The 18758-nt window shown below is 74.6% G+C and carries 13 protein-coding genes, 2 tRNA genes and 1 pseudogene; 13 read left to right on the forward strand and 3 right to left on the reverse strand.

All coding sequences use genetic code 11. The features are described from left to right. Positions 1-18 precede the first annotated feature (18 nt). The 5 genes from rsfS (at position 19) to ACGH2B_RS19455 (ending at position 1974) form a co-directional block, all read left to right on the forward strand. Complete coding sequence (rsfS, locus tag ACGH2B_RS19435) at positions 19-453, forward strand: ribosome silencing factor (RefSeq protein ID WP_399091117.1); 435 nt, start codon at positions 19-21, stop codon at positions 451-453. Next, the gene (locus ACGH2B_RS19440) at positions 450-1103 is read left to right on the forward strand and encodes a histidine phosphatase family protein (protein ID WP_399097131.1); all 654 of its coding nucleotides are present in this window, start codon (positions 450-452) and stop codon (positions 1101-1103) included. The genes rsfS and ACGH2B_RS19440 overlap by 4 nt, the downstream gene beginning before the upstream one ends. Before the next feature lie 114 nt (positions 1104-1217). Beyond that, a tRNA-Ala gene (locus ACGH2B_RS19445) sits at positions 1218-1290 on the forward strand. Positions 1291-1518: 228 nt separating this feature from the next. Beyond that, positions 1519-1737, forward strand: coding sequence for a hypothetical protein (locus ACGH2B_RS19450; RefSeq protein ID WP_399091120.1), 219 nt, complete (start codon positions 1519-1521; stop codon positions 1735-1737). Between the two features lie 3 nt (positions 1738-1740). Then, a complete protein-coding gene (locus ACGH2B_RS19455; protein ID WP_030283838.1) occupies positions 1741-1974 on the forward strand; it encodes a hypothetical protein in 234 nt (77 codons plus the stop codon). A gap of 158 nt (positions 1975-2132) precedes the next feature. Here ACGH2B_RS19455 and ACGH2B_RS19460 read toward each other — a convergent pair whose 3' ends face one another. Further along, positions 2133-3440, reverse strand: a complete 1308-nt coding sequence (locus ACGH2B_RS19460) for a glycosyltransferase 87 family protein (RefSeq protein ID WP_399091125.1) — start codon at positions 3438-3440, stop codon at positions 2133-2135. A 151-nt stretch (positions 3441-3591) separates the two neighbouring features. Between ACGH2B_RS19460 and ACGH2B_RS19465 the strand changes: the two genes are divergently transcribed. From ACGH2B_RS19465 to ACGH2B_RS19495, 7 genes and pseudogenes are all read left to right on the forward strand, one after another. Beyond that, positions 3592-3664 (forward strand) — tRNA-Ala (locus tag ACGH2B_RS19465). Between the two features lie 569 nt (positions 3665-4233). Continuing rightward, on the forward strand, positions 4234-6192 hold the full coding sequence (locus ACGH2B_RS19470) for a protease pro-enzyme activation domain-containing protein (RefSeq protein ID WP_399091128.1): 1959 nt from the start codon (positions 4234-4236) through the stop codon (positions 6190-6192). Between the two features lie 286 nt (positions 6193-6478). Next, positions 6479-9385, forward strand: coding sequence for a leucine--tRNA ligase (gene leuS, locus ACGH2B_RS19475; protein ID WP_399091131.1), 2907 nt, complete (start codon positions 6479-6481; stop codon positions 9383-9385). A 152-nt stretch (positions 9386-9537) separates the two neighbouring features. Continuing rightward, positions 9538-10299 (forward strand): hypothetical protein, encoded by a 762-nt coding sequence (locus ACGH2B_RS19480; RefSeq protein ID WP_399091134.1) that lies wholly within the window; start codon positions 9538-9540, stop codon positions 10297-10299. Positions 10300-10479: 180 nt separating this feature from the next. Further along, entirely contained in the window at positions 10480-11325 is an 846-nt protein-coding gene (locus ACGH2B_RS19485) for a DegV family protein (protein WP_399091137.1), read from the forward strand. Positions 11326-11813: 488 nt separating this feature from the next. Then, on the forward strand, positions 11814-12761 hold the full coding sequence (locus ACGH2B_RS19490; RefSeq protein ID WP_399091140.1) for a helix-hairpin-helix domain-containing protein: 948 nt from the start codon (positions 11814-11816) through the stop codon (positions 12759-12761). After that, positions 12758-15373, forward strand: a pseudogene (locus ACGH2B_RS19495) (ComEC/Rec2 family competence protein); the annotation flags it as partial. The gene ACGH2B_RS19490 and the pseudogene ACGH2B_RS19495, both read left to right, overlap by 4 nt. A 519-nt stretch (positions 15374-15892) precedes the next feature. Here the strand turns inward: ACGH2B_RS19495 and ACGH2B_RS19500 are convergent. Beyond that, positions 15893-16138, reverse strand: a complete 246-nt coding sequence (locus ACGH2B_RS19500) for a hypothetical protein (RefSeq protein ID WP_399091143.1) — start codon at positions 16136-16138, stop codon at positions 15893-15895. 79 nt (positions 16139-16217) lie between these two features. Between ACGH2B_RS19500 and holA the strand changes: the two genes are divergently transcribed. Continuing rightward, positions 16218-17201 (forward strand): DNA polymerase III subunit delta, encoded by a 984-nt coding sequence (gene holA, locus ACGH2B_RS19505; protein ID WP_399091146.1) that lies wholly within the window; start codon positions 16218-16220, stop codon positions 17199-17201. Between the two features lie 1163 nt (positions 17202-18364). Here the strand turns inward: holA and rpsT are convergent. Beyond that, positions 18365-18631: a 30S ribosomal protein S20 gene (gene rpsT / locus ACGH2B_RS19510; RefSeq protein WP_030283819.1), complete on the reverse strand. Its 267-nt coding sequence runs from the start codon at positions 18629-18631 to the stop codon at positions 18365-18367. Between the last annotated feature and the right edge of the window lie 127 nt (positions 18632-18758).

Below are 18758 nucleotides of genomic sequence, written 5' to 3' on the forward strand. Positions count from 1 at the left end.
CCGACCCGAAAGCCGCTTGTGACCGCCACGGACCGTTCCATCGAGCTCATCAACGCCGCCGCCCAGGCGGCCGCCGACAAGCTCGCGCACGACATCATCGCGTACGACGTCAGCGACGTCCTCTCGATCACCGACGCCTTCCTGCTGGCGTCGGCGCCCAACGACCGCCAGGTCAAGTCGATCGTCGACGAGATCGAGGAGCGCCTCAACAAGGAGCTCGGCGCCAAGCCGGTCCGCCGCGAGGGCGACCGCGAGGCCCGCTGGGTCCTCCTCGACTACGTCGACATCGTCGTCCACGTCCAGCACAGCGAGGAGCGCGTCTTCTACGCGCTGGAGCGCCTGTGGAAGGACTGCCCCGAGATCGATCTTCCCGAGGACGCCAAGGCGACCCGCGGCAAGGCCGCCGCGCACGCCGAGGCCACGGCGGGCGAGGCAGAGGGAGTGGGCAACTGAACGGCACCTCCGCGGGCCGCGGCCGCCGCATCGTCCTGTGGCGCCACGGCCAGACCGCCTGGAATCTGGAGCGCCGCTTCCAGGGCTCCACGGACATCGAGCTGACCGCGACAGGCCTGGACCAGGCCCGGCGCGCGGCCCGGCTCCTCGCGGCCCTGGGCCCGGACGCCATCGTCGCCTCCGACCTGCGCCGGGCCGCGGCGACCGCCGGTGAGCTGTCCGCCCTGACCGGGCTCGACGTGGCGCACGACGCCGCGCTGCGAGAGACGTACGCCGGCGCCTGGCAGGGGCTGACGCACGAGGAGATCGTCGAGCGGTACGGCGAGCAGTACGCCGCCTGGAAGCGCGGCGAGCCGGTGCGGCGCGGCGGCGGCGAGCTGGAGACCGAGGTCGCCGACCGGGCGGCCCCGGTGGTCCTGGACCACGCCGCGAAGCTGCCCGACAACGGCACCCTCGTCGTCGTCAGCCACGGCGGCACCATCCGCACCACCATCGGGCGGCTGCTCGGCCTGGAGGCGCACCACTGGGAGGGGCTCGGCGGGCTGTCGAACTGCTGCTGGTCGGTGCTGGGCGAGGGCGCCCGGGGCTGGCGGCTGCTGGAGCACAACGCCGGCACCCTGCCGGAACCGGTGCTCGGCGACGACGCCTGAGCCGCCCGCGGAGCGTTCCGCGGGACCGGATTTCACATCTGGGCAGGTCGCAGGCTAAAGTTCTTCTTGTTCGCGGCGCCGCCGGGGGAAACCCGGAGGGGCGGAACAAGACCCGGGGCTATAGCTCAGTTGGTAGAGCGCCTGCATGGCATGCAGGAGGTCAGGAGTTCAATTCTCCTTAGCTCCACAACCCGGATGATCCCGTCTCACGGATTCCAGTCCCGTACTGGATCGTGTGAGGCGGGATCATTGCTGTATCCGGAAACGGCATCGCGCCGGGCCGGGCGGTTCGGCCGCGGCGGCGCGGGCAGATTCGGTGCGTGGACCGCCGCGTCCGGGGCGGTGCCGTGACCGGACCGTCCCGCCGGGCGGCCCGTGGCAGAATCGGACCGCCGGCAGGGGAGGAGAGGACGCGATGCCCAGGAGCATCCTCGGGATGGTCGTCGACCTGCCCGCCGCCGGGCCACCGTGCCCGCACCGGTTCCCGGACGCCGCCGCCTCCCGCCCCGTCCCGTGCGGCGCGGTCCCGTCGTTGCAGTGCCCCGCCTGCGGCTCCGCCCGGGTCGCGCAGATGCTCGGCGACAACGGCGGCGTCTCTTTCGTCTGTACGTCCTGCGGCCACAGTTGGAGCTGACCGATGGGAGCCCACAGCAGGAAATGCGACTGGTGCGGCAGCGGTACGCCGATCGTCCGCGACATGGAGCCGCTCAACTCCGCGTTCCAGTACTGGTGCGAGGAGTGCGCCCGCGCGCTGGTCATCAAGGGCGACCCGATCGAGACCTACCGTGAACTGGACGGCGAGCCGATCTACGGCCGCCTCCTCGACGAACACTGCACGCTGAAGCGTTTCTACTCCTTCGCCACGGCCTGAGCGCGAACGCCGCCGCGGTGCCTGAGCGCGCCCCGCGCGTGGCCCGGCGCGCGCCGAACGCCGTACGTACGGCCCCGCCTGACGCCGCGTGAGCCGGGGCCGGGACCGTACTGACGTCACGTCACCCGTGGCCCGGCGGCCGGACCGTACCGCTCCGGCTACGCCCTTCCGGCGCGTCCCGCCCGGCGCAGCCGCAGCGCGCACAGGGCCAGCAGGGCGAGCCCGGCGAGCGGGTAGACGTCGGAGAGCAGCAGTTGGAGCGGGTTCTGGTGCAGCTCCTCGTGGCGGTGCCAGGCGTGCGGGACCCACCACAGGGCGAAGCTGACGAACAGGACGGCCAGTGCGCCCGTCGCCGTCCACCAGCGCCGTGCGGCGGCGCCGGTGCGGGCCAGTGCCTCGGAGCCGGTGAGGATCAGCGCCGGTACGCACCACACCCAGTGGTGCGACCAGGAGATCGGGCTGACCAGCAGGGCCGTCACCGCGCAGGTGACGGCGGCCCAGGCGCGGTCCCCGCGCAGCAGTGCGGCGGTCGCGAGGGCCAGACCGGCCACGGCCGTCACGGCGGCGGCCACCAGCCAGGCGCCGCCCGGGTCATGGGTGTGCAGCAGCCGCGCGAGGGCGCCGCGCAGCGACTGGTTCGCGGTGATCTCGACCTCGCCGACGCGGTCCGCGGCGAAGACGATCTCCGTCCAGAAACGGTGCGCGTCGCGCGGCAGGACGAGCGCGGAGAGCACGGCGGTGGCGAGGAACGTGGCGGTGGCCACCGCCGCCTGCCGCAGCCAGGGCACCCGCAGCGCCGTACGGAGCGGTGCCCCGCCGCGCAGCAGCCGGACGGCCCGTACCGCCCCGGCGAGCGCGAGGAGGACGGCGAACAGCGCGGGGGTGAGCTTGATGCCCGCCGCGATGCCGATACCGATTCCGGCCCAGCGGTTGGTGTCCCTGCGGGTGAGGTCCCAGAGGACGAGCACCGCGAGCAGCAGGTTGATCTGTCCGTAGCGCAGCGTCGTCCACACCGGCTCGCACCACACCAGCAGCGCGGACAGCGCGAGCGTGGCGGCGGCGCGCGGCAGCCGGTGCGGCCGTCCCACCAGCCGCAGCGAGAGGTGGACGGCGGCCACCAGCAGCAGGAGGTTGCCGGCCGTGGCCAGGGTGCGCATGGTGCCGACGCCGACCAGCGTCAGCGGGGTGAACAGCAGCGCGGCGAACGGCGGGTAGGTGTTGGGCAGGTGGGCGGAGGTGGCGACCATGTCGTAGAGGTCCGCGCCGGTGCGCGCGGTCCAGCCCTCCGCGCGGTAGACCATGAGGTCGATCATGGTCACGTGCGCCAGCCGCTGGGCGGTCCAGAACGCCGCGAACGAGACGAGGCAGCCGACCGCGGCCCAGACGGCCGCACGGCGTCCCGGCGCCCCCGTCGGCGGGGTGCGCCCGCCGGAATCGGTGGACTGTTCCAGCTCCGGCGCGGTCACGGCGTACGGCTCCCCAGGACGAATCGGGCACGGTCCGCCGACAGTACCCCGGGCCGTTCCGGGGGCCGCGGCAGGAGCGATTTGGCAGAAGCCCGGGAGGGCCGTGTAATGTAGTCGATGTCGCCGCGGGAGACCGCAGCGGAGAAGACCTGGGGCTATAGCTCAGTTGGTAGAGCGCCTGCATGGCATGCAGGAGGTCAGGAGTTCAATTCTCCTTAGCTCCACAGAAAGAGAGCGGGCCGTCCGAAAAGGGCGGCCCGCTTTTCGTTGTGTGTTCCCTTTTCCCGGTGCGGTCTCCGGGTGTGGTGTGTGCCACGGGGTGGACGCTCCGTGCGCCTCGCGTATTCGGTGTGGCGCTGTGACGTACGACCGGCGCGGGATTTCCGGGTGTGTGTGGCGCCCGGGGGTCGGTGGAGCGGTGTTCGGCGCCGCGCGAGGTGGCCTCCCGGCTGTCCGTGGTGCCCCGCTTTACTCTGACGGCTGATCACCTTTGCTCCGTCGTCCACCCGTTGGGGCTGTTCCGGCGTGTGTCCGCAGCCTTTTCCGAACCCTTCCGCATCCGGCCGTTCCTTGCATTCCCTTGCCGTTCCTTGGGGCCTTCTTGGCGTGCTCATGCCCCTGACGTGAACATTTCACCGAAAGAGTGACGCATCGCGTGCATGTCACCTCCCTCGTCCCACGCCGCACGCGAGGCACCGGACGCCGGTGTACGGCGGCGCGTACGGCGAGCCGTCGCGGAGCCGGTCGCGGTGCCGTCGTCAGCACCTACCGCATCGTCACCACAGGGGGTTCCATGAGATCGAGCCGCAGCAGAGCCGGGCGGGCGCGTACCGCGACGGTGTGGGCGGCGGCCCTGCCGCTGATCGCCGGGGCGCTCGCGCTGGGCGCGCCCGCCGCCGACGCCGCAGGTCAGGACGGTGGCCGGCATCAGCTCCGCGGCACCAAACCGGCCTGGGCGACCCAGCAGTCCGACCGCGGCGCCACCGCCGCGGGCACCGGCATCACCGCCCGCGTCTACCTCGCGGGCCGGGACGCCGACGGGCTCGCCGCGTACGCCAGGGCGGTCTCCGACCCGCACTCCGCCGACTACGGGAAGTACCTGACCCCCGGCCAGGTGAAGGCGCGCTACGGCGCCACCCGGCAGCAGGTGAACGCCGTACGCGACTGGCTGCGCGGCGCCGGGCTGACGGTCAGCGGGACGGGCGGCCGCTACCTCACCGTCCACGGTCCGGCCGCGGCCGCGGAGCGGGCTTTCGCCACCGACCTGCACAACTACCGCAAGGACGGCCACACTTACCACGCGCCCTCGGTGACCGCGTCCGCCCCCGCCTCGGTGGGCGCCGCCGTGCTGACCGTCACCGGCCTGGACAACGCGCCCCGGATGTCCCGCCACCACTCCACCGAGCTGCCCCCGCCGCCCGCCGTCTTCCGTAACGCCGGCCCGTTCTCCACGTACCACGGCTCCCGGACCGCCACGGGGCTGCCGAGCGCGTACGGGACCAAGGCGCCGTACGCGGTCAAGGGCTACACCGGCAAGCAACTGCGGGCCGCCTACGGGGCGGGGAAGTGGACCGGCAAGGGCGTCACCGTCGCGATCACCGACGCCTACGCCTCGCCGACCATCGCGGCCGACGCCGCCCGCTACGCGGCCCGCAACGGTGATGCCGGCTACCGCCGGGGCCAGCTCTCGCAGGTGCTGCCCGAGGACTACACGCATCTCGACGAGTGCGGCGCCGCCGGGTGGTACGGCGAGGAGACCCTCGACGTCGAGGCGGTGCACGCCGTCGCGCCCGCCGCCGACATCGTCTACGCGGGGGCCGCCTCCTGCATGGACGACGACCTCCTCGACACCCTCGGCCGGGTCGTCGACGGCCGTCTCGCCGACATCGTCTCCAACTCCTGGGGCGACATCGAGGCCAACGAGACGCCGGACGTGGCCGCCGCCTACGACCAGGTCTTCCAGCAGGGCACGGTCGAGGGCATCGGCTTCTACTTCTCCTCCGGTGACAACGGCGACGAGGTCGACAACACCGGCACCAAGCAGGTCGACACCCCGGCGAACTCCGCGTGGGTCACCGCCGTCGGCGGCACCGCGCTCGCCGTCGGCAAGCACGACACGTACCAGTGGGAGACCGGCTGGGGCACCCGTAAGGCGGTGCTCGCCAAGGACGGCGCGAGCTGGGACGGCTTCCCCGGCGCGTTCGGCGGCGGCGCGGGCGGCGGTACCAGCAAGACCGTCGCGCAACCCTTCTACCAGCGCGGAGTCGTCCCCGACGGGCTCGCTCAGGCGGGCGGCGGCAAGGCCATGCGCACCGTCCCCGACATCGCCGCCGTCGCCGACCCCAACACCGGCTTCCTGGTCGGCCAGACCCAGACCCTGCCCGACGGGAAGCAGGGCTACGACGAGTACCGCATCGGCGGTACCTCGCTCGCCGCACCCGTGATCGCCGGTGTCCAGGCGCTCGCCCAGCAGGCCCGGCACGGCATCCCGATCGGCTTCGCCAACCCCGCCATCTACCAGCGGTACGGCACCCCGGCGTACCACGACGTCACGGACCACCCGCTCGGCGCGGGCCGTGGCCTGGCGGTCGTCCGGACCGACTTCGTCAACGGCACCGACGCCTCCGAGGGCACCACGACCTCGCTGCGCAGCCTGGGCCAGGACAGCTCCCTGAGTGCCCGGCCCGGCTACGACGACGTCACCGGTGTCGGCTCACCGGCGGACGGCTACATCGCGTCGTACCGCCACTGATCTCCAGGCCGGCGCGCTCCTGACTCCGGGGGCGCGCGGGCCGGGGCCCGCGCCGGGCGGGAATCCTCGGCGCGGGCCCCGAGCCCCCTGCGGTACCCTGGCGCCATGCGTGCCGTACGCCTTCTGCTTAGCGGGCCGCGCTGATCAGTTCCGACCGGGCCACCTGCGGTGGCCGTCCGGGTCGGCATCGGCGCGGCGTCCCCTCCTGTGCGAGGGGCCTTTTTGTTTCCGCAGCAACCGTGTCCGCAGCAGCCGCAGGCAGAGACCATCGATGGAGCTTGAAGAGATGAGCGAGACGACGACCTCCCACGCCGCTGAGGGCGCGGGCGGTACCCCCGCCGAGGCGGCGGCGCCGCACCGTTACACCGCCGCGCTGGCCGCCGACATCGAGGCACGCTGGCAGGACATCTGGGAGGCGGAGGGCACCTACGAGGCGCCCAACCCGAGCGGTGACCTGGCCGGGGACCCCGCCGTGGTGGCCCGCCCCAAGAAGTTCATCATGGACATGTTCCCGTACCCCTCGGGCGCGGGCCTGCACGTCGGCCACCCGCTGGGCTTCATCGCCACCGACGTCTACGCCCGCCACCAGCGCATGACGGGCCACAACGTCCTGCACACCCTGGGCTTCGACGCCTTCGGCCTGCCCGCCGAGCAGTACGCCGTGCAGACCGGCACCCACCCGCGGGTCTCCACCGAGGCCAACATCGTCAACATGCGGCGCCAACTGCGCCGCCTGGGCCTGGGCCACGACCAGCGCCGTTCGATCGAGACGATCGACCCGGCGTACTACAAGTGGACCCAGTGGATCTTCCTCCAGATCTTCAACTCCTGGTACGACCCGGAGGCCGACAAGGCGCGGCCCATCGACACCCTGGTCGCGCAGTTCGAGGCCGGCACCCGGGCCACCCCCGACGGCCGCCCCTGGGGTGAGCTGTCCGCCGCCGAGCGCGCCGGTGTCCTGGGCGAGTACCGCCTGGCGTACGCCTCGGACGCGCCGGTCAACTGGTGCCCCGGCCTGGGCACCGTCCTGGCCAACGAGGAGGTCACCGCCGAGGGCCGCTCCGAGCGCGGCAACTTCCCGGTCTTCAAGTCGAAGCTGCGCCAGTGGAACATGCGCATCACCGCCTACGGTGACCGCCTGCTGAACGACCTGGACGGCCTGGACTGGCCCGAGGCGATCAAGCTCCAGCAGCGCAACTGGATCGGCCGCTCCGAGGGCGCCCGCGTCGACTTCCCCGCCGCGGGGAGCGCGATCACGGTCTTCACCACCCGCCAGGACACCCTGTTCGGCGCGACGTACATGGTGCTGGCCCCGGAGCACGAGCTGATCGCCGACGGCTCCCTGGTGCCGGACGCCTGGCCCGAGGGCACCCACGACGTCTGGACCGGCGGTCACGCCACCCCGGCCGAGGCCGTCGCGGCGTACCGCAAGCAGGCCGCGGCCAAGTCGGACGTCGAGCGGCAGGCCGAGGCCAAGGACAAGACCGGCGTCTTCACCGGCATCTTCGCCACCAACCCGGTCAGCGGCGAGCGGCTGCCGGTCTTCATCGCCGACTACGTCCTGATGGGCTACGGCACCGGCGCGATCATGGCCGTCCCGGCGCACGACAGCCGCGACTTCGCCTTCGCGCGCGCCTTCGAGCTGCCGATGCGCTGCGTCGTCCAGCCCTCCGACGACCGCGGCACCGACCCGTCCACCTGGGACGACGCGTTCTCCTCGTACGACGCGGCGCTGGTCAACTCCGCGAGTGACGCGATCTCCCTGGACGGGCTGGGCGTCACCGAGGCCAAGGCGAAGATCACCGAGTGGCTGGCCGCCGAGGGCATCGGCGAGGGCACCGTCAACTTCCGGCTGCGCGACTGGCTGTTCAGCCGTCAGCGCTACTGGGGCGAGCCGTTCCCGATCGTCTACGACGAGGACGGCGTGGCGCACGCACTGCCCGAGTCGATGCTGCCCCTGGAGCTGCCGGAGGTCGAGGACTACTCCCCGCGCACCTTCGACCCCGACGACGCCGACACCTCCCCGGAGACCCCGCTCTCCCGCAACGACGAGTGGGTCCACGTCGAGCTGGACCTGGGCGACGGCCGCGGCGTGCGGCGCTACCGCCGCGAGACCAACACCATGCCCAACTGGGCCGGTTCGTGCTGGTACGAGATGCGGTACCTGGACCCGCACAACGACAGCGCGCTGGTCGACCCGGGCATCGAGCAGTACTGGATGGGCCCGCGCGAGGGGCAGCCGCACGGCGGCGTCGATCTGTACGTGGGCGGTGCCGAGCACGCCGTGCTGCACCTGCTGTACGCCCGTTTCTGGTCGAAGGTCCTCTTCGACCTGGGGCACGTCTCGTCCTCGGAGCCGTTCCACAAGCTGTACAACCAGGGCATGATCCAGGCGTTCGTCTACCGGGACAGCCGCGGCATCGCCGTCCCGGCGGCCGAGGTCGAGGAGCGCGACGGCGGCTACTTCTACCAGGGCGAGAAGGTCAGCCGCGTCCTGGGCAAGATGGGCAAGTCCCTGAAGAACGCCGTCACGCCCGACGAGATCTGCGCGGAGTTCGGCGCCGACACGCTGCGCCTGTACGAGATGGCGATGGGCCCGCTGGACGTCTCCCGCCCCTGGGACACGCGCGCCGTCGTCGGCCAGTACCGCCTGCTCCAGCGGCTGTGGCGCAATGTCGTCGACGAGGCGACCGGCGAGGTCACCGTCGTCGACGCCGAGCCGGACGAGGCGACGCTGCGGGCCCTGCACAAGGCGATCGACGGTGTCACCCAGGACATGGCGAACCTGCGGTTCAACACCGCCATCGCCAAGGTCACGGAGCTGAACAACCACCTGACCAAGGCGGCGGGTCCGGTGCCGCGGACCGTCGCGGAGCGCCTGGTGCTGCTGATCGCCCCGCTGGCGCCGCACATCGCCGAGGAGCTGTGGCGCAAGCTGGGCCACACCGACTCGGTGGTGCACGCCGACTTCCCGGTGGCCGACCCGGCGTACGTCGTCGATGAGACGGTGACCTGCGTCGTTCAGCTCAAGGGCAAGGTGAAGGCCCGTCTGGAGGTCGCGCCGACGATCTCCGACGAGGACCTTCAGGCGGCGGCGCTGGCCGAGCCCGCGGTGGTGGCGGCGCTGGGCGGCGCCGGTATCCGCAAGGTGATCGTCCGGGCGCCGAAGCTGGTCAACATCGTCCCGGCGTGACGCGGCGCGGCCGGTCGCGGCCACGGTTGTAGGGGATTTCCCCTACGGGCAGGTTGGGGGTTCTCTCAGGGCCCGCAACCTGCCCGTGCCGTTTACGGTGGAGGGACGGGCGCGGGTGACCGGCCGGCGCCGCGATCTTTCCGGGAGAGCCCATGGAAGCCGCCATCGCCATCGTGGGGCTGCTCTTCCTGCTGTGCGTCGTCGCCGGGGTCTTCGCCGCGGTCAAGGCGGTTCAGGTGGCCAAGCGTGGTGTCGACCGCACCGTCACCCAGGCCCGCCGGACGGTCGAGGAGACCGGTCTGCGGGCCCGGCAGATGACCAAGCCGGGCGTCCCGGGTGAGCTGGCCCAGCTCCGGCTGTCCCTGCGGACGTCGATGCGGGCGACCCAGGAGGCGCTGCGCGGCGGGGCGGCCGAGGACGCGTCGTTGAGCGAGGCGCTCGGCCTGTTCGACCGCCTCAGCGCCCACGGCCACGCCCTGGACGACGAGCTGAAGCGCCTGGAGCGGGAGCCCGACCGCGCCACCACGGCCGCCCGCCTGCCGGAGCTGCGCGAACGCCTGGAGCGCATCACCCGCTCCGCCGAGTCGCTGCGCTGGGCGGCGCGTGACCGGCAGCGGAGGTTCGCCGACGACGACCTGGCGGCGCTGAGCGATCAGATCGATGTCGAGGCCGGTGCGCTGCGGCACTGGACCCGCGCTTCGGACGACGTGGGCGGCGCGGACGGCGCGGCGGGCAGCGGCTCCACCGACGGCGCGGGCCGGTCGGCGGCCGGTGCCGGGCCGTCCGCCGCCCCGGAGCCGGGGGCGGCACAGCCGCAGGCGATACCGGCCGCGGACGGGCGCGGCCGCTCCTCGTACCCGTGGCAGAAGCCGGCCTCGTGGCAGAAGTCGCCGGGGACGGGGCGCGCCGGCTGAGAGCGGGCGTGGCTCCGCCGGGTGCGGCGGGTGTTCCCCGCCGGGGGCCGCCCGGGGCGGTGTGCGGTGCGGGTGGCCGTGAACGGTCCTGCCGTGCGGGGGCGGTGGGGCTTGCGGCCGGGCGCGGGCGGGAGGCCCCGCGGTGTCGGCCGCCGGTCCTCCCCCGATAACCTCCCCTTCATGTCCCGCCATGTCGCCATCGTCACCGATTCCACGGCCTACCTGCCGCCGGTGGCACTGCAGCGCCACCGCATCACGGCCGTTCCGCTGACCGTCGTCCTGGGGGACCAGGCCCTGGAGGAGGGCACCGAGATCTCCGCGAGATCCGTCGCCCAGGCGCTGCGGAAGCGGCTCCCGGTGACCACCTCGCGCCCCGCCCCGACGGCCTTCGCGGACACCTACCGCAAGGTCGCCGCCGCCGGCGCCACCGACATCGTCTCGCTGCACCTCTCCTCCGAGTTCTCCGGCACCTACGACGCCGCGGTGCTGGCCGCGCGGCACTCGCCGGTCCCCGTAAGGGTCGTCGACACCGGCATGGTCGCGATGGCCCTCGGCTTCTGCGCCCTGGCGGCGGCCGAGACCGCCGAGGCGGGGGGCGACGCGGCCGCCGCGGTCGCCGCCGCCGAGCGCCGCGCCGCCGCGACCTCCGCCTACTTCTACGTCGACACCCTCGACTACCTGCGACGCGGTGGCCGGATCGGCGCCGCCCAGGCACTGCTCGGCTCCGCGCTCGCCGTCAAGCCCCTCCTCCAGTTGTCCGACGGGCGGATCGAACTGCTCGAAAAGGTCCGTACGGCGTCCAAGGCCATCGCACGGCTGGAGGAGATCGCCGCGGAGCGGGCGGGCGAGGGCGAGGTGGACATCGCCGTGCACCATCTCGCCGCCGCGGAGCGCGCCGACGCCCTCGCCGCCCGCCTGCGTGAACGCGTGCCCGGGCTGCGCGAACTCCACGTCAGCGAGGTCGGCGCGGTGATCGGCGCGCACACCGGGCCGGGCCTGCTGGGGGCCGTGATCGCACCGCGGTAGCGCGGGACGGGTGCCGCGGGCGCGCCGCCGGGAGGCCGGGCCGTCACCCTTCCGGGGGGCGCGGTTATCCACAAGAGGCTGGTTATCCACCGGATCGGACGTGGCTCAGCGCGGTGCGCGAGAACTGCCTACCGTCGGTCGGCATGAGCAGAGAGTCACGATCGGTGGGTGGTGCGTCACGCCTCGGAGTGGAGGGTGGTGGCGCGGGAGTCCGGGTGGATGGTGCCGGCTCCGGCGTCGGTGCCCGGCAGATGCCGGCCGGGGGTTCTGCTCCGCCGCTGACCGGGCGCGGCCGCCGTGCGAGCCGTCGCACCGCGCGTCGTGCCACGGCGGCCGCGGCGGTACGGGCCCGGGCGGCTGCCCTCTTCGGCGCGGTGGGAGCGGCGGGGGAGCGGCGTGACGGCGGCGGCGCGGTACCGGTGCCGGTGCTCAGCTCCGTCCCCGGGGCGGAGCGGGCGGCGCGCTCCGGGCCTGGTGCGGGGAGCGCGGTGAGCGTCGCGGCTGGGCCGACTCGCGAGGAGGGCGCGGGACGGGAAGCTGAGCCGGAGCGGAAGAAGGGCCTCGGGCCTGTCCCCGGTGCGGCTCCCGCCTCCAGCCGCGAACCCGCCGACGGCTACGAGCCCGGCGGCGGTGACACCGCCGCCCCCGCCCCCACCCGGTACGGCGACCCCCGTCCTCCCGGGCTCGGACTCCGGGAGCGGGTGCGGCTGGCGGTGGGGGAGCGGTTGCCGGTGTGGGTGCAGGCGCGGTGCGGTACGGAGCCGAGGGCGCTGGTCGCGTTGGGGGTGCTGCTGGTGGTGGCGCTCGGGTTCGCCGTGCAGCACTTCTGGTCGGGTGGGCCGGAGCAGGTGCGGGCCCCGGCGGCGGAGCGGGTGGTGCCGGGGCCCGCGGGGGCGCGGCGGCCGGAGCCGTCGGGGGCCGCCTCCGTGCCCGGTGCGGTGGCGGGTGGCGCCGCGGGCCGGCAACTGGTGGTCGACGTGGTGGGCAAGGTCGCGCACCCCGGAGTGCGGCGGTTACCGGCGGGGGCGCGGGTGATGGACGCGCTCGCCGCGGCCGGCGGGGTGCTGCGCGGGGCGAGCACCCAGGGACTGAACCGCGCCCGGGTGCTGGCCGACGGTGAACAGATCGTCGTCGGTGGACCGGGCGCCGGGACAGGCCCGGGCGGTGGTGCGAACGGGCCGCCCGGCGCGGCCTCGTCCGGCAGCTCGGGCGGCCTCGGCGGCCCGGGCGCCGCCGCGCCGGGGCAGCCGGTCAGCCTCAACTCGGCGACCGTGGAGCAGCTCGACACCTTGCCCGGCGTCGGCCCCGTACTGGCGCAGCACATCGTCGAATTCCGCACCCGGCACGGCGGGTTCACCTCGGTGAACCAGTTGCGCGAGGTGACCGGCATCGGTGACCGCAAGTTCGCCGACCTGCGTCCTCTGGTGCAGCCATGAGCACCGGACACACGGCCACGCGCACGCCGACCGCCCCGCACCCGATCACGCGACCGCGCCAGGAGGGCCCGGCCGATCTGCGTCTGGTGGCCCCGGCGTTGGCGGCGTGGGGCGCTGCCGCGCTCGCCCTGGGCGCCCCGGCGGGGGTGGTGGCGACGGGCTGCGCAGTCGCTGCCGCTCTCGCCGTACCGGCCCTGTGGGCGGCGAGGCGACGCCGGGCGGAGGCGGGCCCGGAGCCGGCGGAAGGGCCGCGTAACAGGTGGGGGCCCGCGCCGTACGCGCGGTCCGCCGGGGCGCTGGTGGCCGTGGCGATGGTGCTGCTCTGCGGGGCGGCGGGCGCGGCCTCCGCGGCGCTGCACGCGGCGGACGCCCGGCGTGGACCGCTGCCTGCCTGGGCCGCGCGCCACGCCCGGCTCACCGCCGAGGTGGAGGTGACCGGGGACCCGCGGACGGTCCGCCCGAAAGTCCGAGGATCGCACCGGTTGCCGCCGTCCTTGGTGTTCACCGCGGACGTGGTGCGCCTCACCGCCCCGGACGGCACGGTGACCGCGCTCCGTACACCTGCCCTCGTCGTCGTGGCGGGCCGGGGCGAGGACGGCAAATTCCCGGAGTCCGCTGCGAACCCCCAGGTCACGGGTGTGGGAGCGCGCCAGGCGGGGGCGGGCTCCCCGGATCGGGCCGCGGGCGGCGAGGCCCTCGGCAGGTGGCGGGCGCTGCTGCCGACCACCCGCGTCCGGGTGCCGGTCCGCGCCGCTCCGCCGGTGCCGCCCGACGACCGGATCGCCGCCGTCCTCCGGGTCACCGCGGACGGTCCGCCGCAGGTCACCGGCGAGCCCTCCGGACTCCAGCACCTGGCCGGTGGTCTGCGGGCCGGGCTCCGCGACGCCTCCGACGGGCTGCCGCCCGACGCCCGCGCGCTGCTGCCCGGACTGGTGGTCGGGGACACCTCGCGGGTGCCGCCCGACCTCGACGACGCGTTCCGGGCCACCGACCTCACCCATCTGCTCGCCGTCTCCGGCAGCAACCTCACCATCGTGCTGGCACTGCTGATCGGCCCGCCGCACCTCGCCTCCCGGGCCGAACGCCGGGGCCTGGCCCCGCGCCTGGGCCTGTCGTTGCGGGCCACGGCCCTCACCGGGGGCGCGCTCGCGCTCGCCTTCGTCCTCGTGTGCCGGCCGGACCCCAGCGTGTTGCGGGCCGCGGCCTGCGGCCTGATCACCCTGGTGGCGATCGGTACGGGGCGCCGCCGCTCGCTGCTGCCCGCCCTGGGCGCGGCGGTGTTGCTGCTGGTGCTCTACGACCCGTGGCTGGCCCGCAGCTACGGCTTCCTGCTGTCGGTCCTGGCCACCGGTGCGCTCCTGCTGCTCGCACCCCGCTGGAGCGCCGCCCTGCGCAGACGCCGGGTGCCACCGCGCCTCGCCGAGGTGATCGCCGCCGCTGCCGCCGCCCAGGCGGTCTGCGCCCCGGTCGTCGCGGTCCTCGCCGCCCGGGTCGGCCTGCTGGCGGTGCCCTGCAACCTCCTCGCGGAGCTGGCCGTCGCCCCGGCGACGGTCCTCGGGTACGCGGCGCTCGCCGTGGCGCCCGTACTGCCGCCCGTCGCCGGGGCGTTGGCGTGGTGCGCGGGTTGGCCCGCCGGCTGGATCGCCTGGGTGGCGCGTACGGGGGCGTCCCTGCCGGGCGCGGAGTTCCGCTGGCCGGGCGGCTGGGCGGGCGGGCTCGCGCTCGCCGCCGTCACCGTCCTCCTCGTACCGCTCGGGCGGCGGGTGCTGCGCCGCCGTCGGCTGTGCGCCCTGTGCGCGCTGGCGCTGGCCCTGGTGGTGTGGCGCCCGGTACCGCTGACCCGGGTGCTGACGGGCTGGCCGCCGCCGGGGTGGCGGGTGGTGGCCTGCGATGTCGGGCAGGGCGACGGCCTGGTCCTGGCGGCGGGCGACGGCACCGCGCTGGTGGTGGACGCGGGCCCGGAGCCCCGCGCGATGGACCGCTGCCTCACGGATCTCGGTGTGCGGCGGGTGCCCGTCGTGGTGTTGAGCCATTTCCACGCCGATCACGTCGACGGATTACCAGGCGTGCTCCATGGCCGGTCGGTCGGCCTGATCGAGACGACCACGCTCCGGGAGCCGCCCGGACAGGCGGAGTTCGTACGGCGCACGGCGGCCGGGGCGGGCGTTCCGGTGGCCGAGGCGGCACCGGGGGAGCGGCGTCGCCTGGGGCGGTTGAGCTGGGAGGTCCTGTGGCCGCCCGCGGACGGCACGGGGAGCGCGTCGGACCCGAACGACGCCAGCGTGACACTGCTCGTCCGCAGCGGCGACATGACCCTGATGCTCCTCGGCGACCTCGAACCACCCGCTCAGCAGGCCCTGCTGGACGCGCACCCGGAACTGCCCGCCGTGGACGTCCTCAAGGTCGCCCACCACGGCTCCGGCCATCAGAATCCGGCACTGCTGCGACGCCTGGCACCACGGCTCGCGCTCATCTCGGTCGGCGCGGACAACCCGTACGGCCATCCGGCACCCCGTACGGTCGACGCGTTACGGCACACAGGCGCCACGGTCCTGCGCACCGACACCGGAGGCGCGCTGGCCGTCCTCGGCACCCACACCCATCTGTCGGCGACCACGGGAGGCCGCCGTACGGGAGGCCGCCGCGTGCGTACGGAGGGCGGCCGCCGCCGGGCGCGGGTCCCTCACCCGGGCCGTAGCGCTCGCGGGCCCCGCACCGCTCGCCCGCTCCGCGACCGGTTCCGGACCCGTCGGTCCCGCCGCCTTCCCCCGCCGGCCTCGGGTATCGCCCGCGCCGGGACGGCCGCGGCCCTCGGACCCGCGGCCGTACGGGGCCGGGTAGGTCACGCCCGTCGGCTGCACGCCCATCGGGGCCGGCCCCCACCCCCAGCGCCCGGAAGGAACGCGAGGTGGCCGAGGGCGCACCGCCCGCCGTCCACCGGGACCACGTCGGCTCCCCCCTGCCTCGGAACCGGCTGCCCTGGAACCGGCTGCGCCGGAACCGGCTCTGCCCGGTCACACGGCCGCCCCGCCGAACCCCGGGACCGTACGGCGCCCACCGTCCACCGGAACCACCCGGCCCGCCCTCACCCCGGGCCGCCGACGGCGCACACCCCGGTCTCCCGGCAGCCGCTACTCCGCCTCGCGCCACCCCTCGTGTTCGGCGGCGAGGGCGTCCAGTCGCCGGGCGTCGTAGCGGCCGTCCGGGTCCTCGACGACGACCAGCCACTGGGCGTCCTCGGCGTCGTCCTCCCCGGCCAGCGCGTCCCGGACGAGCTGGGGTTCCTCGCGGACGCCGAAGCGTTCGCCGAGGGCCTCGGCCACCTCCTCGGCGGCGTCGCGGTCGGGCAGTACCAGTACGTGTCGTGCATCGCTCACCCGGCCATTGTCGGTCAGCGGGCCGGTACGCCGATCGCGCGGGCGGCGGTGTCAGTGGGGCGTGGGATGCTGGAACGCGATGGCCAGGAAGAGTGCAAACGACGATCCGCTCGCCCCCGTGACGCTCGCGGTGGGCCAGGAGGAACTGCTGCTGGACCGCGCGGTGCAGCAGGTGGTGGCGGCCGCCCGCGCCGCCGACGCGGACACCGATGTGCGCGACCTCACCTCCGACCAGCTCCAGCCCGGCACGCTCGCCGAGCTGACCAGCCCGTCGCTCTTCGCGGAGCGCAAGGTCGTGGTGGTGCGCAACTCCCAGGACCTGTCGGCGGATTCGGTCAAGGACGTGAAGGGGTATCTCGCGGCGCCCGCCGAGGAGATCACGCTCGTCCTGCTGCACGCGGGCGGTGCCAAGGGCAAGGGGCTGCTGGACGCCGCCCGGAAGGCGGGCGCGCGCGAGGTGGCGTGCCCGAAGATGACGAAGCCCGCCGACCGGCTGTCGTTCGTGCGGGGCGAGTTCCGGGCCGCGGGACGCTCCGCGACGCCCGAGGCGTGCCAGTCGCTGGTGGACGCGATCGGCAGCGATCTGCGGGAGCTGGCGTCGGCCTGTTCGCAGTTGGCCGCCGACGTCGAGGGCACGATCGACGAGGCGGTCGTCGCGCGGTACTACACCGGCCGCGCCGAGGCGTCGAGCTTCACCGTCGCCGACCGTGCGGTCGAGGGCCGGGCGGCCGAGGCGCTGGAGGCGCTGCGCTGGTCGCTCGCGACCGGCGTCGCCCCCGTCATGATCACCAGTGCGCTGGCCCAGGGCGTCCGCGCCATCGGCAAGCTGGCCTCCGCCCCCCGCGGCGCCCGCCCCGGCGATCTCGCCCGCGACCTGGGCATGCCGCCGTGGAAGATCGACCGCGTACGGCAGCAGATGCGCGGCTGGTCGGCGGATGGTGTGGCGACGGCGCTGCGCGCGGTGGCCGCCGCCGACGCGGGCGTCAAGGGCGGCGGCGACGACCCCGCGTACGCCCTGGAGAAGGCCGTGGTGGCCGTCGCCCGCGCGGCCCGCTCCCGCTGACCGGCCCGCGACCCCCGTCCCGGCTCCGCCCCTTCGTACGCGGCCCCGGCGCTCAACCGACCCGCGCCCGAGGGTCCCGCCCGGACCTGACGCACCGAACGGCCCGCACCCCGCCGGCCCCCTGGCCGCCCGCAGCACCCTTGACCGGCCCCACCCGAACGTTCGCGTGCTGCCCGGCGCCCCTCGGCCGTCCGCGCCCCACCCCGGCGCCCCCGCAGCCGCCCCGGGCCTCGGCCCCTTCAGCCACCCCGCACCCCAAGGAACCCCGCACCCCAAGGAACCCGCACTCCCGCCCGGCACTCCTTGACCACCCCGCGCCCCGGCCGGCCCCAACATCCGCCCCGGCCCGCGCCCCGCCCTGGCCTCGGCCCCCCGTGCTCGCCCTCGGCGCCCCGCTAACCCGAGCCCCAAGGGCCCGGCCTTTGCCCCTTGGCCGGCCCGGGCCCTGGCGCCCCCGCCCTCGCGCCCTTGGCCAGCCCGCGCCCCGCCGGCCCCGGCCTCGGCCCCCTGTGCTCGCCCTCGGTGCCCCGCCGACCCGCGCCCGAGGGCCCGCCCAGGCCTGACGCACCGAACGGCCCGCGCCCCGCCAGCCCCCTGGCCGCCCCGCACCCCAAGGCACCCGCGCCCCGCTCCTCAGCCGCCCGACCCCCTGGAACCCACGCCCCGCCTGGCCCCGCGCCCGCCCGGCCCCGCGCCCCTTTTCCGACCCGGAACCCGTACTCGACCCTGACGCCCAGCCACCCCGCACCCCAAGGAACCCCGCACCCCAAGGAACCCCGCACCCCAAGGAACCCCGCACCCCAAGGAACCCGCCCCGCCTCACGTATCGAACGGCCGGCACGCCCGTACCCGACCCCACCCCCGACGGCGCCCCCGCGAACCACACCAGCCCACGCACTCCGCCTCAGCCCCCAACAGCCTCCGCCCCAACAAAAAACCCCGCCCGCCCTGGGGAAGGGCGAAGACGGGGTTTTCCGTATACGTGATGTGCCGACGTACCCGGCGGAGAGCCGGGGGTCGGGGGGCGCCGCACCCGCGTGGCGAACGCAGGCCGTGTGCGGCGCGGTGGTGCACCGGCGAGGAGCGGAGAGAGGGGCCGCTGGGTCCCCGACGGCGGAGTGGTGCAAAGAGAATCAGACGGCGGACCGTCCGACGGAGGTCGTTCAGCCCTTGAGGCCGGCGACCTTCTTGGCCAGCGCCGACTTCTTGTTGGCGGCGGCGTTCTTGTGGATGACACCCTTGCTGACGGCCTTGTCGAGCTTCTTGGCAGCCTCGGCCTGGGCGGTGGTGGCCTTCTGGAGGTCACCGGCCTCGACGGCCTCGCGGGTGCGACGGATCGCGGTCTTCAGAGTGGACTTGACAGCCTTGTTGCGCTGACGAGCCTTCTCGTTGGTCTTGATCCGCTTCATCTGGGACTTGATGTTCGCCACGAAAGAGCCTTTTCAGGTTCGTTGGAGTTTCGAGTTGCGCCGCGTACAGAGAGGGCACGAAGCGCAGTGGACCAGGCTACCAGCCGCCTCCTCGGCCGCCCAATCCAGGCCGTTTCCGCCCGTACGG

This window comes from Streptomyces sp. BBFR2, from assembly GCF_044497305.1.
In the GTDB taxonomy this organism is placed as follows: domain Bacteria; phylum Actinomycetota; class Actinomycetes; order Streptomycetales; family Streptomycetaceae; genus Streptomyces.

Bases quoted from the DNA above. Each gene is read 5' to 3' on its own strand.
- ACGH2B_RS19450 (WP_399091120.1), top strand. From the start codon at position 1,519: ATGCCCAGGAGCATCCTCGGGATGGTCGTCGACCTGCCCGCCGCCGGG.
- ACGH2B_RS19455 (WP_030283838.1), top strand. From the start codon at position 1,741: ATGGGAGCCCACAGCAGGAAATGCGACTGGTGCGGCAGCGGTACGCCG.
- ACGH2B_RS19470 (WP_399091128.1), top strand. From the start codon at position 4,234: ATGAGATCGAGCCGCAGCAGAGCCGGGCGGGCGCGTACCGCGACGGTG.
- leuS (WP_399091131.1), top strand. From the start codon at position 6,479: ATGAGCGAGACGACGACCTCCCACGCCGCTGAGGGCGCGGGCGGTACC.
- ACGH2B_RS19480 (WP_399091134.1), top strand. From the start codon at position 9,538: ATGGAAGCCGCCATCGCCATCGTGGGGCTGCTCTTCCTGCTGTGCGTC.
- ACGH2B_RS19485 (WP_399091137.1), top strand. From the start codon at position 10,480: ATGTCCCGCCATGTCGCCATCGTCACCGATTCCACGGCCTACCTGCCG.
- holA (WP_399091146.1), top strand. From the start codon at position 16,218: ATGGCCAGGAAGAGTGCAAACGACGATCCGCTCGCCCCCGTGACGCTC.